General features: G+C 69.3%; 11 protein-coding genes and 3 pseudogenes. 7 read left to right on the top strand and 7 right to left on the bottom strand.

Annotation, left to right across the window (positions count from 1 at the left end):
• Positions 1–412: 412 nt before the first annotated feature.
• A complete protein-coding gene (gene rox, locus OG522_RS36825) occupies positions 413–1,840 on the top strand; it encodes a rifampin monooxygenase (protein WP_329467354.1) in 1,428 nt (475 codons plus the stop codon).
• A 147-nt stretch (positions 1,841–1,987) separates the two neighbouring features.
• On the opposite strand, the pseudogene OG522_RS36820 reads toward rox, so the two are convergent.
• Both OG522_RS36820 and OG522_RS36815 read right to left on the bottom strand, forming a co-directional pair.
• Positions 1,988–2,236: pseudogene (locus OG522_RS36820) on the bottom strand (Tn3 family transposase); the annotation flags it as partial.
• A gap of 591 nt (positions 2,237–2,827) precedes the next feature.
• Positions 2,828–3,811: a hypothetical protein gene (locus tag OG522_RS36815; RefSeq protein ID WP_329467353.1), complete on the bottom strand. Its 984-nt coding sequence runs from the start codon at positions 3,809–3,811 to the stop codon at positions 2,828–2,830.
• 199 nt (positions 3,812–4,010) lie between these two features.
• Between OG522_RS36815 and OG522_RS36810 the strand changes: the two are divergent.
• Positions 4,011–4,145, top strand: a pseudogene (locus OG522_RS36810) (class II glutamine amidotransferase); the annotation flags it as partial.
• Positions 4,146–4,185: 40 nt separating this feature from the next.
• Here OG522_RS36810 and OG522_RS36805 read toward each other — a convergent pair.
• Entirely contained in the window at positions 4,186–5,550 is a 1,365-nt protein-coding gene (locus tag OG522_RS36805) for a glutamate decarboxylase (RefSeq protein ID WP_329467352.1), read from the bottom strand.
• 312 nt (positions 5,551–5,862) lie between these two features.
• A pseudogene (locus OG522_RS36800) lies at positions 5,863–6,084 on the bottom strand (helix-turn-helix domain-containing protein); the annotation flags it as partial.
• A 105-nt stretch (positions 6,085–6,189) separates the two neighbouring features.
• Between OG522_RS36800 and OG522_RS36795 the strand changes: the two are divergent.
• Together OG522_RS36795 and OG522_RS36790 are read left to right on the top strand one after the other, a co-directional pair.
• Positions 6,190–7,113, top strand: a complete 924-nt coding sequence (locus OG522_RS36795; protein WP_329467351.1) for an SDR family oxidoreductase — start codon at positions 6,190–6,192, stop codon at positions 7,111–7,113.
• 124 nt (positions 7,114–7,237) lie between these two features.
• On the top strand, positions 7,238–8,269 hold the full coding sequence (locus tag OG522_RS36790; protein WP_329467350.1) for an alpha/beta hydrolase: 1,032 nt from the start codon (positions 7,238–7,240) through the stop codon (positions 8,267–8,269).
• Between the two features lie 294 nt (positions 8,270–8,563).
• Here OG522_RS36790 and OG522_RS36785 read toward each other — a convergent pair whose 3' ends face one another.
• A complete protein-coding gene (locus tag OG522_RS36785) occupies positions 8,564–10,111 on the bottom strand; it encodes an FAD-dependent oxidoreductase (protein WP_329467349.1) in 1,548 nt (515 codons plus the stop codon).
• A gap of 114 nt (positions 10,112–10,225) precedes the next feature.
• Between OG522_RS36785 and OG522_RS36780 the strand changes: the two genes are divergently transcribed.
• Positions 10,226–10,723, top strand: a complete 498-nt coding sequence (locus OG522_RS36780; protein WP_329467348.1) for a MarR family winged helix-turn-helix transcriptional regulator — start codon at positions 10,226–10,228, stop codon at positions 10,721–10,723.
• 38 nt (positions 10,724–10,761) lie between these two features.
• Here OG522_RS36780 and OG522_RS36775 read toward each other — a convergent pair whose 3' ends face one another.
• Together OG522_RS36775 and OG522_RS36770 are read right to left on the bottom strand one after the other, a co-directional pair.
• The gene (locus tag OG522_RS36775; protein WP_329467347.1) at positions 10,762–11,604 is read right to left on the bottom strand and encodes a hypothetical protein; all 843 of its coding nucleotides are present in this window, start codon (positions 11,602–11,604) and stop codon (positions 10,762–10,764) included.
• 87 nt (positions 11,605–11,691) lie between these two features.
• The gene (locus OG522_RS36770) at positions 11,692–12,357 is read right to left on the bottom strand and encodes a TetR/AcrR family transcriptional regulator (protein WP_329467346.1); all 666 of its coding nucleotides are present in this window, start codon (positions 12,355–12,357) and stop codon (positions 11,692–11,694) included.
• Between the two features lie 192 nt (positions 12,358–12,549).
• Here OG522_RS36770 and OG522_RS41405 point away from each other — a divergent pair, with 192 nt between their 5' ends.
• On the top strand, positions 12,550–12,957 hold the full coding sequence (locus OG522_RS41405) for a ferredoxin (protein WP_443074803.1): 408 nt from the start codon (positions 12,550–12,552) through the stop codon (positions 12,955–12,957).
• Entirely contained in the window at positions 12,954–14,420 is a 1,467-nt protein-coding gene (locus OG522_RS36760) for an NAD(P)/FAD-dependent oxidoreductase (protein WP_329467345.1), read from the top strand. Before OG522_RS41405 ends, OG522_RS36760 begins: the two co-directional genes overlap by 4 nt.
• The last annotated feature ends 1 nt before the right edge of the window (position 14,421 follow it).

Here is a 14,421-nt window from a genome sequence, read left to right as displayed (position 1 = left end):
TCACACGCGGTGGGGTCTGGGCGAGGATCGCCGCCTTTGGCGACCACACCTCGAATGTCGACCTCGCGTCGTGGGCCCCGATGCGGGAGGGCTTTGTCCGTTCACAACGGACGGCAAAAAGCAAAGGCAAGGAGGTTACCTACTCCTTGCCACTCTCAACTTATAGCGCACGGGGGGCCTTGCGGCAAGGCCCGGGTTGTGGCGCAGAATCGTCGGCCGAGGCCAGAACTTGGGGAAATCAGGGATTCGCGAGGCACGTGCGCCTTTATCGACTGTGACCTCTTCGGGATGGGAAACCGCCGGTGGGGCTCGCAGTGTGGTTGCGGGCACGCGGCGCGGAGGTCCGGGTGTGCGCGCCGCCGGACTGAGTAGAGCAGCTGGCCGAAATGCAACCTTTTTAAATGGGGGGTTCATGATTGATGTGATCGTTGCCGGCGGCGGACCGACCGGCTTGATGCTGGCCAGCGAGTTGCGGCTGCACGGCGTGCACGCGCTCGTTCTGGAGAAGGACGCGGAGCCGACCAGGATCGTCCGCTCGCTCGGTCTGCACGCGCGCAGCGTCGAGGTCATGGACCAGCGAGGTCTGCTGGAGCGGTTCCTCGCCCTCGGTAAGCAGCACCCGGTCGGTGGTTTCTTCGCCGCCTTTGACAAGCCAGCGCCGGACCACATGGACACCGCACATCCGTACACCCTCGGCATCCCGCAAACCACCACCGATCGCCTGCTTGCCGAGCACGCCACCGAACTCGGCGTCGAGATCCGGCGCGGCTGCGAACTCGTCGGGCTGAGCCAGGACGAACACGGGGTGACCGCCGAACTTGCCGACGGCACGCGACTGCGCTCGCGCTACCTCGTCGGTTGTGACGGCGGCCGCAGCGCGGTGCGCAAGCTGCTCGGCGTCGGCTTCCCCGGCGAGCCCTCCAGGGTCGAGACGCTGCTGGGCGAGGTGGAGGTGACCGCGCCACCGGACACGCTGAACGCCGTGATGGCTGAAGTCCGCAAGACCCACAAGCGGTTCGGCGCCATGCCCCTCGGGGACGGGGTGTACCGCCTCGTCGCGCCCGCCGAAGGGGTGGCCGAGGACCGCACGGTCCCCCCGACCCTGGACGAGCTGAAGAGGCAGGTGCGGAAGCTCGCCGACACCGACTTCGGCGTGCACTCACCGCGATGGCTCTCCCGCTTCGGCGACGCCACCCGGCTGGCCGAGCGCTACCGGACCGGCCGGGTGCTGCTGGCCGGCGACGCGGCGCACATCCACCCGCCGACCGGCGGGCAGGGGCTCAACCTCGGCATCCAGGACGCGTTCAACCTCGGCTGGAAGCTGGCCGCCGAAGTCAACGGCTGGGCACCGGAGGGACTGCTGGACAGCTACCACACCGAACGGCACCCGGTGGCCGCCGATGTGCTGGACAACACCCGCGCACAGATGGAGCTGATGTCCGTCGAGCCGGGTCCCCAAGCAGTGCGCCGGCTGGTGTCGGAACTGATGGACTTCGAGGAGGTGAGCCGGTGCCTGATGGAGAAGATCACGGCGATCGGGGTCCGCTACGACTTCGGCGAGGGGCATGAACTGCTCGGCCGACGGCTGCGGGACGTGGGGCTGAAGCGTGGTCGCCTCTACGAGCTGATGCACGGCGGCCGCGGGCTGCTGCTCGACCAGACCGGCCGCCTCTCGGTGGCAGGCTGGGCAGATCGAGTCGACCACGTCGCCGACATCAGCAAGGAACTGGACGCGCCCGCGGTGCTGCTGCGGCCGGACGGCCACGTGGCGTGGGTTGGTGACGATCAGCAGGATCTGCTCGACCGGCTTCCCCAGTGGTTCGGCGCTGCGGTCAGCTGAGCGCGCATTCGGCGCGCGAAAGCCCACCGGGCCTGCCCGGACGGAGTGGGTACGCAAAGCTGTCGCTCGTGAGGAGACGCTGTACCCGCTCCAGGCCACTGACCAGTGCTGACGCGGAGATGGAGTGGGAGGCGGCTAAGAGGCCGGTCACTCGTCCTCGGCGGCATCCGGGTCGCGCAGAGGCTGCAATCCGCCGGGTAGCTCCGGCAGCTGGAAGGAGTAGCGGCCGAGCATGTTGATGTGGTGCCGCACGAACGGGGAGAGACGGGCGACATCCTGCTCGCGGACGTCGAATCCGTCCGCGCGCAGCTGGTGGACCGCGGCGTCCATGTAGCCGGTGTTGAAGAGCACGAGGGCGTTGAGGACCAGGCCCAGGGCGCCGAGCTGGTCCCGGCGAATCGGTGGAGAAAAAGATCACCATCTCCGTGCCGCACGTCCTCGGACACGGTTCCCACGGCGGTACCGATCCCCCGCCTGGACGTGATCGGTCACCGACACGTCAGAGTCGCTCTTCCCGTCACATGGTTGGATTTTGAACGGTGTGGGGAAGAGCGACGAGCACGAGCATGCGTGAGACCCGGCCGTGGATCTTTGGTCCCGCCGATGCTGTCCGTCCCCACCTTCGAGATGTGTGGGCTCGTCTAGGCTGGCCCGGTGGGGGTCAAACTGCGGGAACGGTGGGGCAGGAAGCCGGTGTGGGCGAGGTGGGCTCTCGCGGTGTACTTGATCGGTTTTCTCGTGGGGTGAAGGTTTTGACCCGTCTTGCCGTCGTGCTTGTGCCCCGGGCTCATGGATGATCAGCTCGTGGTCGGCGACCTGCACCGACTGCGGGGAACTGGGCGGGAGAATGCCGGGACCCAGGTGTAGACGCCGGGGGTGGATGTGGATGCCAATTCATACCCCGCAACGTCGTCATCCAGCAGTTGCCCCTCGATCGCCTCGCCTGGGTCACCGGTCAGGGGCGGGGCAGCCGCACTCGTACACGTGTCATGCCGGGGGCTTCTGCAGCCAGTCCGCTTCGGTGCTCCAGAACATGTGGCGCGCACCGAGGTAGTCGTGGGCGAAGTCGGTGAACCGTTCGCGGGTGTACGGCTTGGCGGTCTTGGGGTCCTTGGCGTTGATGTCGGGTTCCTGTACAGCCATCGCGACGAGGGGAAGGGCATCCTTGTATTCGTGGAGGAACTTGTAGGAGTTCTCCATCTGGTACTTCCGATCCGGGAGGGTGTCCGGTCCTCCGATGCCGATCTTCTTGTCCCTGGCGACGTCGAACATCTCCTTCATGCGCTTGTGGTCGTCGTCATCCGGCAGGAAGTTGATGTACTGGATGAACTGCGTCTTGGTGAAGACCTTTTTGCCGTAGCGCATGTTGTCGATCTCGGCATCGATGTAGGACTTCGAGGTGTACTTGGTCTGATCCTTCTTGGTGTCGACCTCGACCGCGGTCTCCGGAAGGTTCACCCCGGCGAGCTTGCCGTCGAACTTCCCCGCCATCGCCTTCAACATGGCCTGGAAGTCAGCCCGCACCCCTTTGTTCCACTGCGCGGCCATGGCCCCGTGGGTGGTGGGGTTGTCGGGGTTCTCATCGACCGTCGGCGCGACCCCGCCCTCGTCCTTCACATACTGGGGAACGTTGGCGTCCTTGATGGCTACATCGAAGAACCGATCCTGAACCTGGACGAACAGCTTCTTGTGGCGTTCCTGGAGATACTTCAGGGCATCGCCCAGCCGCGACCACTTGTACTCCCCCTTCCTCCCCTCAAGGGCCTTCCAGGGCACCACCACCTGTACGCCGCCGATGTCCGGACGGTCAATCATGGCCTTGACCTTCGAGTCCTTGCCGGACGCCGCATCCTCGAACGCGCCGAGCGACATGTACAGATTGTCCGTCACCTTGCCTCCGGACACGGAGGCGGCCGCCTTGTCGGGGGCGGGAGCCGCGGCGGCCACCTCGACGACGGCCGTCAAGGCCACGGCCGTGAGGACAACAGATCCGACTGCACCACGTTGCATCATCATGAACGAGACGCTAGGAGAACGTTCTAAGCGAAAGATAAGAGCGTCCGTCGTCACCCCCGACGCCGGTACGCACCGCCACGGAATCTGCCACCAAGGAACCAGGGCCGAGCCGTTCGAACAAACGCCGGAAGTGCCGGCCCTGCCCGTGAACCTCGACGAGACCCGCCTCATCGTGTCCGAGCCGCTGGGCGATCTGCCCAGCGTCTGGAACGAGGTCCCCGAGAGCAGCTACGGCGTGGTAAGGCCCGGAGCGGACGACCTGCTCCCCTTCGCCCCACAACCCGTGTAGTGATGCAGCGACTTCGCCGCCCGCCCCCTGGGAGCGTGCGTCAGTAGCCGCTACCGCGCTTGACCTGGGCCCGCTCCTTCCCGTGGGTCGCACCCTTGTCGTCCAGAGTGCGACACGCGGCGGCGATGTCCTGGCTCAGACGATCGATCTGCTCGCGGCTCAGGGTTTCCTTGACCAGGGCACGCAGGACCTTCACCCGCTCCGCGTTGGGCGGGAGGGTGTATGCCGGCACCATCCAGCCCCGCTCGGCCGAGAGCTGCCAGGCGATGTCGGACTCGTCGTAGGCGTGCTTGCCGGCGAGGCGGAAGGCGACCAGCGGCAGTTGCTCAAGGTCGCTGCCGATCACTTCGAAGCGGCCGCCGCTACGCAGGTTGTCCGCCAACGCGCGGGCGTTCTCCTGCATCATCTTCATGACGTAGGTGTAGCCCTGACGGCCGAGCCGCACGAAGTTGTAGTACTGCGCGAGCACCATCGAAGCGCCGGTGGAGAAGTTCAGGGTGAACGTCGCGTCCGTCTTGCCCAAGTAGTTCTCGTAGAACACGAGGTCCTGGGCCAGGTCGGACTCCTCGCGGAAGACCAGCCATCCGATGCCGGGGTAGACCAGGCCGTACTTGTGTCCCGAGACGTTGATCGAACGGACCTGCTCGAGCCGGAAGTCCCATTTCGAGTCCGGGTAGAGGAAGGGCCACACGAACGCCCCGCTGGCGCCGTCGACGTGGATCGGGATGTCGAGGTCCCGCTTTCTGCGGACGTCCCGCAGGAGCTTGTCGATCCCCACGACATCGTCCTTGTGGCCGGTGAACGTGGTGCCGAGGACGGCGACGACGCCGATCGTGTTCTCATCGAGGTGGGGCTCCACGTCCTCGGGGCCGATCGTGTACTTGCCCTCGGCGAGCGGCACGATTCGCGGCTCGACATCGAAGTAACGGCAGAACTTCTCCCACACGACGTGGACGTCTCCGCCAAAGATCAAGTTGGGGCGGTCGATGGACAGGTTCGCCGCCTGGCGGCGCTCGCGCCACTTCCACTTCAACGAGAGCGCGCCGAGCATGATCGCCTCGGACGAACCCTGGGTCCGACATCCAGTCGTCCTGCCCGGCGCGTGGAAGAGGTCGGCGAGCATCCGCACACAACGCTGCTCGATCTCGGCGGAGATGGGGTACTCCGCATGGTCGATGAAATTGCGGTGGAGGTTCTCGGCGATCAGCCGTTGCGCCTCCGGCTCCATCCACGTGGTGACAAACGTGGCGAGGTTGCGCTGCGGGTCGCCCTCCATGGCGAGGTCCTCACCCACCAGCCTCATCGCGTCCGTCGCGGCCATGCCTTCCTCGGGGAAGGTCTCCGAGGGAGCGGGCACGGTCAGGAATCGGTTGCCGAAGAGAGCCGCATCGTCGCGCTTGGTCATGAAGGTGATTCAAACAGTGACGAATCCATCCTCGGGTGAAGGACACACCGAGACGGAACGGCGAGCCGCCGATCACGAAGGAGACCGCGCCCGCCCAGGTGGGCCGCAATACGTGACTGGCCCTGCCCGCCGCGCGCGGAGCGGCCCCGCCTGGGACGGCGGGCCATGAGAGCGTCCGGCACGACGGAGAATTCCCCGGCCCGTCGCGCTGGGTGCACGGTGGAGCCGCCGGATCTCAACCCAGTCCTCCACACCGATCACCTCTTCCACCTGACTCTCATGGAGCCAGACTGATCACTTGATCACGGGGACCGGGGCGGCGGCCGTGGCGTCCGCGAGGGTGTCGGCGAGGGGGTTGGCGGCCGGGAAGAGGACTTCCCGCTTGTCGGCGAAGTGCCGGTAGAAGGTCCGTTGGGTGAGCCCGGCACGGGTGGCGATCTCCGCGACTGTGGTGGCGTCGAAGCCTTTGTGGTTGTAGAGCTCCAGCGCCGCCTTCTCCAGACGGCCTCGTGCGTCGGGTTTCCATCGGCTCATGATCCGATCCTAGCCGCCGATGACAGAAGCTGACATCAGAGTGATGTCAGTTACTGACATCACCTCCCCACCGGGGTGGGGAGCCCGCCGCAGGAGGGCACAACCATGCGCGTATTCGTCACCGGAGCCTCCGGACACCTCGGCTCCGCCGTCGTCCCCGAGCTCCTCGAAGCCGGGCATCAGGTCGTCGGCTTGGCTCGCTCGGACAGGTCCGCCGCCTCGTTGGCGGCCGCCGGTGCCCAGGTGCACCGGGGCGACCTCGACGGTCTCGACAGCCTCGCCGCGGCCGCCGCCGCGGCGGACGGCGTCATCCACCTGGCTTTCAAGCACGACGCCATGTTCGCCGGCGACTTCGACAGCGCGGTCGCGGCGGATCTGCGCGCCGTCGAGACGCTCGGGAACGCGCTCGCCGGCACCGGTAAGCCCCTGGTGGCCACGTCGGGAACGGTACTGTTCGCCTTCGCAGGACTGCGGGACCCCCTCACCGAAGTGGACGCGCTCGGCGCGGGCCCGCGGATCGACGCCGAGAACGCGGTGGCCGCTCTCGCGGAGCGCGGTATCCGCTCGTCCGTCGTCCGGCTCACTCCGAGCGTCCACAGCGCGCTCGACCACAACGGTTTCATCCCGACCTTCGTCTCCATCGCTCGGTCGAAGGGCGTCTCGGCTTACGTCGGCGACGGGGCCAACCGCTGGCCGGCCGTGCACACGCTCGACGCGGCACGCCTGTACCGGCTGGCTCTGGAATCCGCACCGGCGGGGTCACGGCTGCACGCTGTCGACGACGAGGGGGTCAGCTTCCGGGAGATCGCCGAGGCCATCGGCCGCGGGCTGGACCTGCCCGTCGTCAGCATCCCGCCGGCCCAGGCCGATGACCACTTCGGCTTCCTCGGTGCCCACACCCAGGTCGACAACCCGTCGTCGTCCACGCTGACCCGCGACCTCCTCGGCTGGAAGCCGGTCCAGCCCGGTCTGATCGAGGACCTCGCCCAGGGCCACTACTTCGACGCGCCGACGACCACGGCGCGCTGAGCCGCTTCGGGTCCGCCGCCCCGGCATCAACGCCGCGCGGCGGAAATCGGCCATCATCCCCACGATCGGCTGTTGCACGCGCCCGCGCGCCCCGCGCCGCATCGCAGCGTAAGGAACGAACAACATGCACAAGCACAACGCACGCGAGCGGATCGACCCCGAGCTCGCCGAGGTCCTGAAGGCCGTACCCATGACACCGACCGGGGTGTTCGACCTCAGCGACCTGGAGGGCACGCGAGTCGGCGTCCGCGCGATGGCCGAATCCATCGCCAGCACCATCCCCGACGAGCCCACCGTCACCACCCACGAGATCCAGGTGCCGCGCGCCGACGGCCCCTACGTCCCGATCCTCCTGCTGCGTCCGCAGAACGCGCCCAGCCCGCTGCCGGTCGTCATGTGGTTCCACGGCGGTGGGCAGGTGCTCGGCCACGCTGCCCAGGACTCACCCTGGCTCAAGCCGCTGTGCACGGCACTCGGCTGCGCCATTGTCAGCGTCGACTACCGGCTGGCCCCGGAAACCCCCGCGCCCGGCGCCACCGAGGACACGGCCTACCGGTGGATCAGCGACAACGCCACCGACCTCGGCCTCGATCCCGCCCGGATCGGTCTGGCCGGCCAGAGCGGAGGCGGAGGCATCGCCGCCGCCTCCGCGCTTCTGATCCGCGACATCGGCGCGGCGACCCCGTTGTTCCGGCTGCTGATGTACCCGATGCTCGACGACCGCAACACGACCGACTCTAGCCACGAGATCACCGACATCGGCATCTGGGACCGCGCGACCAATATCTCGGCCTGGAAGTCGATCCTCGGCGACCGCGTCGGCACCGACGACGTGACTTCATACTGCGCCGCCTCCCGGGCTACCGACCTCGCCGGCCTGCCCCCGACTTTCATCGGTGTCGGTGAACTTGACCTCTTCCGCGATGAGAACCTCGACTACGCGGCGCGCCTGCGCGCCCACGGCGTCCCCGTGGAGCTGCACCTCTACCCCGGCGCCTACCACGCGTTCGACCTGTTCGCGCCGCAGTCCCACCTGGCGACAAGCTTCCACCACACGCTGAACGACTACCTCGTCCGAAACCCTGTGCGGAATCCCGCAGGAGTCTCCGAGCCGATGGCCCACGCCGATCGGCTCGGAGGCGCATGTGCGAGATGACCTTGGGGTGTTCCCAAGCGTGTGGCGTCCCTCGCGAACCAACAGTGGACACGAAGCGCGTCGCCATGACATCGGCGGCGCGTCGGATAACCGGCGGGAGTGTCATAAATTCGGAATCCTGATAGTCCCCAACTGGCAGCACTCGGGTACGACGTGGTCTCCAGTCGGGGCTGGGGCACTCTCCGCCTTCGCCGATGAATCGTCCGCGGATGCCGGGGCGCGGATCGGCAGGGGCGAGAAGGCGTGGGGCACCACTGACTTCGGTTCTGTCCGCCGCGCGTCCAGCTCGGCAGGTCACATGCCGTTGGCAGCCGCCAGGGCGAGGACTGCGGCCAGGTCGCTGGCGGGGCGGCGGGTGGCGATGTAGCCGTCGGGGCGGATGAGGACGAGTTCGTCGCCGGCGGTTCCGTAGGCATGGTGGGCGAGGCCATCAGCGTCGATGACGGCGTCGGCGCCGGTGGCGGTCAGGTCGGTGGTCACGCGGATGGTGCGCGGGCCGTCCGGGATCTGCTGGACGGCGGTGCTCCCGAAGGAAAGCAGGGTCCAGTGGGGGCCGCGCAGCAGGTCGAACAGACGGGTGGGGCGGCCGGTCCCGGCGTTGCGGCAGGGTGCGTCGGGGGCGCGGACTCCCGCGCCGGGGCCGTGCGTGAGCGGGCTGTCGGTGTAGGCGACGCCCAGGCCCGTGGTGCGGTCGTCGGTGAGTCCCTGCTGGGCGGAGGGGCCGGCGCTCTCGCCTAGCGCGCGCATCACCTTGCCCAGGCGGGTGGTGCTGTCGTCCAGGACGCTGCGGGCGACGGGGCGGCGCTCGTGCTCATAGGTGTCAAGCAGGGCGGGGTCGGCGCCATCGAGGAGGGCGGCGAGTTTCCAGCCGAGGTTGTAGGCGTCCTGGATGCCGGTGTTCATGCCCTGGCCGCCGACCGGGGAGTGGATGTGGGCGGCGTCGCCCGCCAAGAGGATCCGCCCGCTGCGGTAGTGGTCGGCGAGGAGCACGTTGATCCGGTAGAGGGAGAGCCAGGCGACGTCCTGGATGACCACGCCGGGGACGCCGGCGCGCTCGGCGAAGATGCGTCGGAACAGCTCCAGCGACGGCTCCTCGGGCTCGGCCGGGTCGGCGGGAATGGAGGCCTGGAACTGCCACAGGTCGGTGCCGGGCAGCGGGAACAGGGACAGCAGGCCGTCCTCCTTGCTGGTCCACAGGTGCTGGCAGTGGCGGGACAGGCCGGTGACGCGGACGTCGCCCAGGTGCCAGCGCTGGTCGGTCAGGGAGGTGCCGTGCAGTTCGATGCCGGCCAGTGCGCGGACGGTGCTGCGTCCGCCGTCGACGCCGACCGCGTAGCGGGCGTGGACGGTGCGGCTGCCCGCGTCGGGCCTGGTGGTGACGGTGGCGGTGACGCCGTCACCGTCCTGCTGGAGGTCGGTGACCTCGCTGCCCCAGTGGACGGTTCCGCCGAGCTCGGTCAGGTGGTCGCGCAGGATCTGCTCGAACCGCGGCTGGGAGAGCCAGACCGGCGGGTAGGGGGCGTCCGTGGTACGCACCCCTGCGGCGAGCTCCACCGCCTCGGAGACCACCCGGGCGCGGTCGTAGTGGCGGGTGGGGACGTTCACCCGGCCCTCGGTCAGGACGCGCCCGGCCACGCCGAGGTTGTCGGCGACCTCCATGGTGCGGGGCTGGATGGTCTTGGCGCGGGAGGCGGTGCTGGGCGTGGTGGAGCGCTCCAGGAGGAGGAAGCTGACACCGCGTCGGGCCAGGTCGCAGGCCAGGGTCAGGCCGGTGGGGCCAGCGCCGATGATCAGGACGTCGGTCGTGGCTACGTTCACGGTGGAGGGGGCGGGCTCATTCATGACGTTGATTACCTACCTTAGGTATCATGTTTGTCGGCGGCCCGATCTCCTGCGAGGTCGGCTTCCGAGGGATACAATATACCTACGTTAGGTATCTATCAAGGAGTGCGGGACATGGATCCGCTCAGCGACGCGACTACCGGGCTGCTGCCACACCTGCTCCAGCTGCGGACTCTGCTCAACCGCGGGCAGCTTTACGAGCAGGCCGTCCAGGACGCCGGAGTGACACTGGACCGGCCTGCCATGACGATCCTGGTCGTCCTGGACGCCGCCGAACACCCGCTGCGCGTAGGCGAGATCGCCACCCGCATGCACGTCGTCGGACCCCACGTCACCCGTCACCTCAACAGCCTGGAAAAGCGGGCGCTCATCAAGCGCGTCCCCGACCCCGAGGACCAAAGGGCCCGCCTGATCGCCCTCACACCCCCCGGGCAGCGGATCGTCGACCGGTACACCACCGTCGTCAACGGCTGGTTCACCGCGGCGCTCGCCCAGTGGCCGCACCAGGACCGCACCGAGCTCCTCCGCCTGCTCACCCGCCTGACACGCGACCTGACCACCCAATTCGACGCCATCGCCGCCGGTACCATCCCGGCCCAGGGCGAAGACTGACCAAAGCACTGCGCCCGGCCCCGCAGTTCCCTCGCCCGTCACCGCCGTAGGTGCGAGCCCGGCAACCTGCTCAGAAGTATGGCCCCGCAGCTCTTCGAGGCAAAGAAGATCACCCGCACCGCGCGCGGTGCGCGCCGCATCGGCGCGCACCAGGTGCACGGTACGTACGTCCTCCCATATGGTGCCGCGCTGGGGGCCTGTGGCCACGAGGTCGTGGCGCCGGCCGGACTCTGTTCCTGGGCGGCCGGGCCGGACGAAGGGCCGGCGGCAGGGGCGATCAGCAGCCGAGCATGGAGTGCGGGGCCCAGCGCGGTCACGGTGACGGCGAGGGCGGCGGCGATGACCAACTGGGCGTTGGCCATGTAGGGGTTGAGCAGGAGCTGGGCCAGCAGGGCGGCCGTGGCCAGGGTCAGCTTGGCGCCGATCACGCGGGGCGCGGACAGCGTGGGGCGGGCCGAGGGGTGGACGCCCCGGGCGCGTGACCGGTGGGCCGCGCGGATCTGGAGCGGGATGGTCAGCAGGACGCACAGCACACGGACTGCGAGCGCGCGGAGCACGTGGCCGGAGTGCGGGTCCAGCAGGTGCCCGAGGAGCGCGTTGGCGGCGAGTGCCGCCGTGACGATCAGGACTCGGACGGTGATCAGTCGTGCGAGTGCCGGGCCGGGGCGCGCGGCGGTATGGAACGCGGCGGTGAGGCGGCGGTTGGCCGGCAGCAGCAGCGGCGGCAGGGTCAGCAGGAGGACGACGGTGCGCAGCCCATGGGCCCACGCGGGCTCGGTGGTCTCCCCCACCCACATGACGGCAAGGACGATGCCGATGAGGGCGTAGACCCTGCCGATGCCTCCGGGGGCAGGGGTGCCCTGTGACACGTGCGGGTTCATGTAGGCGGCTTCCGGCAGGAGGAACAGGGGCGGAGAAACGGAGCGAGCAGCAGGAGATGCGCGCGACGAGGTTCCTGTCGTGGCCGGTCAGTGCTGGTCGGGACCGCTTGTGGGGGCGGCGCCGGCATGGATGCCGGCGAACAGCCAGACCAGGGCCTGGCCGAAGAGTTCTTCGGGGACGCCGTCCGGGTCGACCCGTCGCAGGCGCACCAGCCCCTGGAACAGTGCGGCCACCACCGTGGCCACGGCATCGGCGGGGGCGTCGGCGGGCGCGCCCTGTTCGGCGAGCCAGGTGTCGATCAGCCCCTCCAGCGCCTGGCGCGGTTCGCGGAGCGCGGCGGCCATGGTGTCGAGGACGTGCGGATTGCGCACCGCGTAGAGCCAGAACTCGGCCTGGAGTGGGGCGAAGTCGGTGTCCTTGTCGGCGACGTCCACCAGCAGGCGCCCCAGTTCGGCGGCGGCCTCTCCGGTGCCGGCCTCGTGCCGGTCGAGGGTCTGGGCGGCCTCGGCGACGCGGCCCAGACCGCGTTCGGCCATCAGCTCCAGGAAGAGCGCTTCCTTGCCGCCGAAGTTCGAGTACAGCGCGCCGATGGAGAAGCCGGCGGACTCGGCGATCTCCTCCACCGAGGCCCCGGCGAACCCTTTCCGCGCGAAGACGCGGGCCGCCGCATCCAGCAGCAGCCGACGGGTGCGGGCCTTGGCCTCGGCGCGGGTCAGTCGCTGGCGTACGGGTTCGTCCTGCTCGGCACTCATGTTGGTGAGGCTATTCGCATAGTGGTGACTATGTCAATTCTCGAATAGCGTGTACAGTCCAAATAGTGGTGACTATTTGAATGGCGTTCGCGATCGGAAGTCGTGATCGAGGAGCAAGGGAGCCACGCCCAGGCCCCGTCGATCACCGAAAGCACCGCCACACCCCCACCAACCTGGGAGGAGAGCAAAGACATGCTCACCGGATCCATTGATTCCGCTGGAGCCGCTGATGCCGCCGAGCCGGCCGAATGGGCCGACGCGGACCTGACAAGGCCCGACGGCCTCACGCAATCCGCCGACCCCACCGACTCCCCCGGCCCGGCCGATTTCCCCCAGCCCCCATCCGGCAGGCTCCGGCTGGTCGTGGACCTGAACCGTTGCCAGAGCTACGGGCAGTGCGTCTATGCCGCACCGGCCGTCTTCCGGTTCCACGGCGAGGAGGCGCTGGAGTACGACTACGCGCCCGCCGCCGGCACCCGCCGCGAGGTCGAGCGGGCCGCCGCGGCCTGCCCCGTGCAGGCCATCGCCCTGGGCAGGGCCACCGAGCCCGCACCCCCGGTGACCGAGCCCGCTCCCCTGGTACCGGAGCGTGTGCGGTGACCGCCCCCGATACGGTGACCGCCCCCGAGCGCATCGTCGTGGTCGGCGCCTCCCTGGCGGGACTGCGTGCCGCCGAGGCACTGCGGGACGAGGGGTTCACCGGCGAGCTCACCCTCATCGGCGACGAGCCGTACGCGCCCTACGACCGCCCGCCGCTGTCCAAGGCGGTGCTGTCCGGCTGGCTGACCAGCGACCACACCGAGTTGCCCCGTCTGCGCGACATCGACGCCCGATGGCTGCTCGGCACCCGCGCCGACGGCCTCGATTCGCGCACCCGCACGGTGACGCTGGCCGACGGGCGACAGGTGGGCTACGACCGGCTGCTGATAGCCACCGGCACCCGGTCCCGGCCTTGGCCAACGGAGCGGGGCGGCGCCCTGCACGGGGTGCACCTGCTGCGTTCCCGCGACGACGCCGACCGGCTGCGCGCCGCGCTGGCAGCCGGACCGCAGCGGGTGCTGGTCATCGGCGCCGGGTTCACCGGCGGCGAGGTCGCCTCGGTCTGCCGCGACCTGGGCATCGAGGTGACCGTGACCCAGCGCAGCGGCGCCCCCCTGTCGAGCGCGCTGGGCGGGGTGATCGGCGGCGCCGCGGCCCGCTGGTACCGCGACGCCGGCGTGGACCTGCGCCTCGGCACCACCGTCCACGCCCTGGAGGGCGATGCCGACGGCCGCCTGCGGCACGCGGTCCTCTCCGACGGCACGGTGGTGACGGCCGAGGTCGCAGTCGTCGCCGCCGGCGCCATGGCCAACACCGAGTGGCTGGCCGGCTCCGGGCTGGCCGCCGACGCCCGCGGCGTGGCGTGCGACGCGTCCTGCCGGGCCCTGACCGACGACGGGACACCACTTGCGGACGTCTTCGTCGCCGGCGATATCGCCCGCTGGCCGCACCCGCTCTACCCCGGGCAACTGCTGCGCCTGGACCACTGGGACAACGCCGTCGCCCAGGCCCGTACCGCCGCCCACAACATGACCCACCCGCCGCGCGAACACCGCGACCACCGGCCGCTGCCGGCGTTCTGGTCCAACCAGTTCGGGATGAACCTCAAGTGCCTGGGGCTGCCCGCCCTCGCCGACCAGGTCGTGGTCACCCAGGGCGCGCTCGACCAGCGGCAGTTCGTCGCCGCATACGGGCAGCGCGGGCGCCTGGTCGCCGTCGTCGCGGTGGACGCGCCCCGCGTGCTGGACGGATACGCGGCGCTGATCGAGGCCCAAGCGCCGTTCCCGCCGGTGCTCAACGCCACCGACGGGCCGGACCGGCTCGAACCCCTCGACGCCGATTTCCCTGGCACCGCCCCGGCCGCCGTCCCCCGGACCGTCGACCCGTCACCGGGCCACCTGCCCGCTCCGTCCACGCCGCCGGCCCCGCCTGTCCAGTCCACCCCGCCCATCGAGTCCAGCCCATCCACCGTATCCGCCCCATCCGTCCCCTCCGTCCCGTCCGTCCTGGCCGGACACGAGTGAG

Source organism: Streptomyces sp. NBC_01431, assembly GCF_036231355.1.
GTDB lineage: Bacteria > Actinomycetota > Actinomycetes > Streptomycetales > Streptomycetaceae > Streptomyces.
The sequence above is the reverse complement of the archived record's forward strand: the minus strand, read 5'-3'. Positions and strand labels throughout refer to the sequence as shown.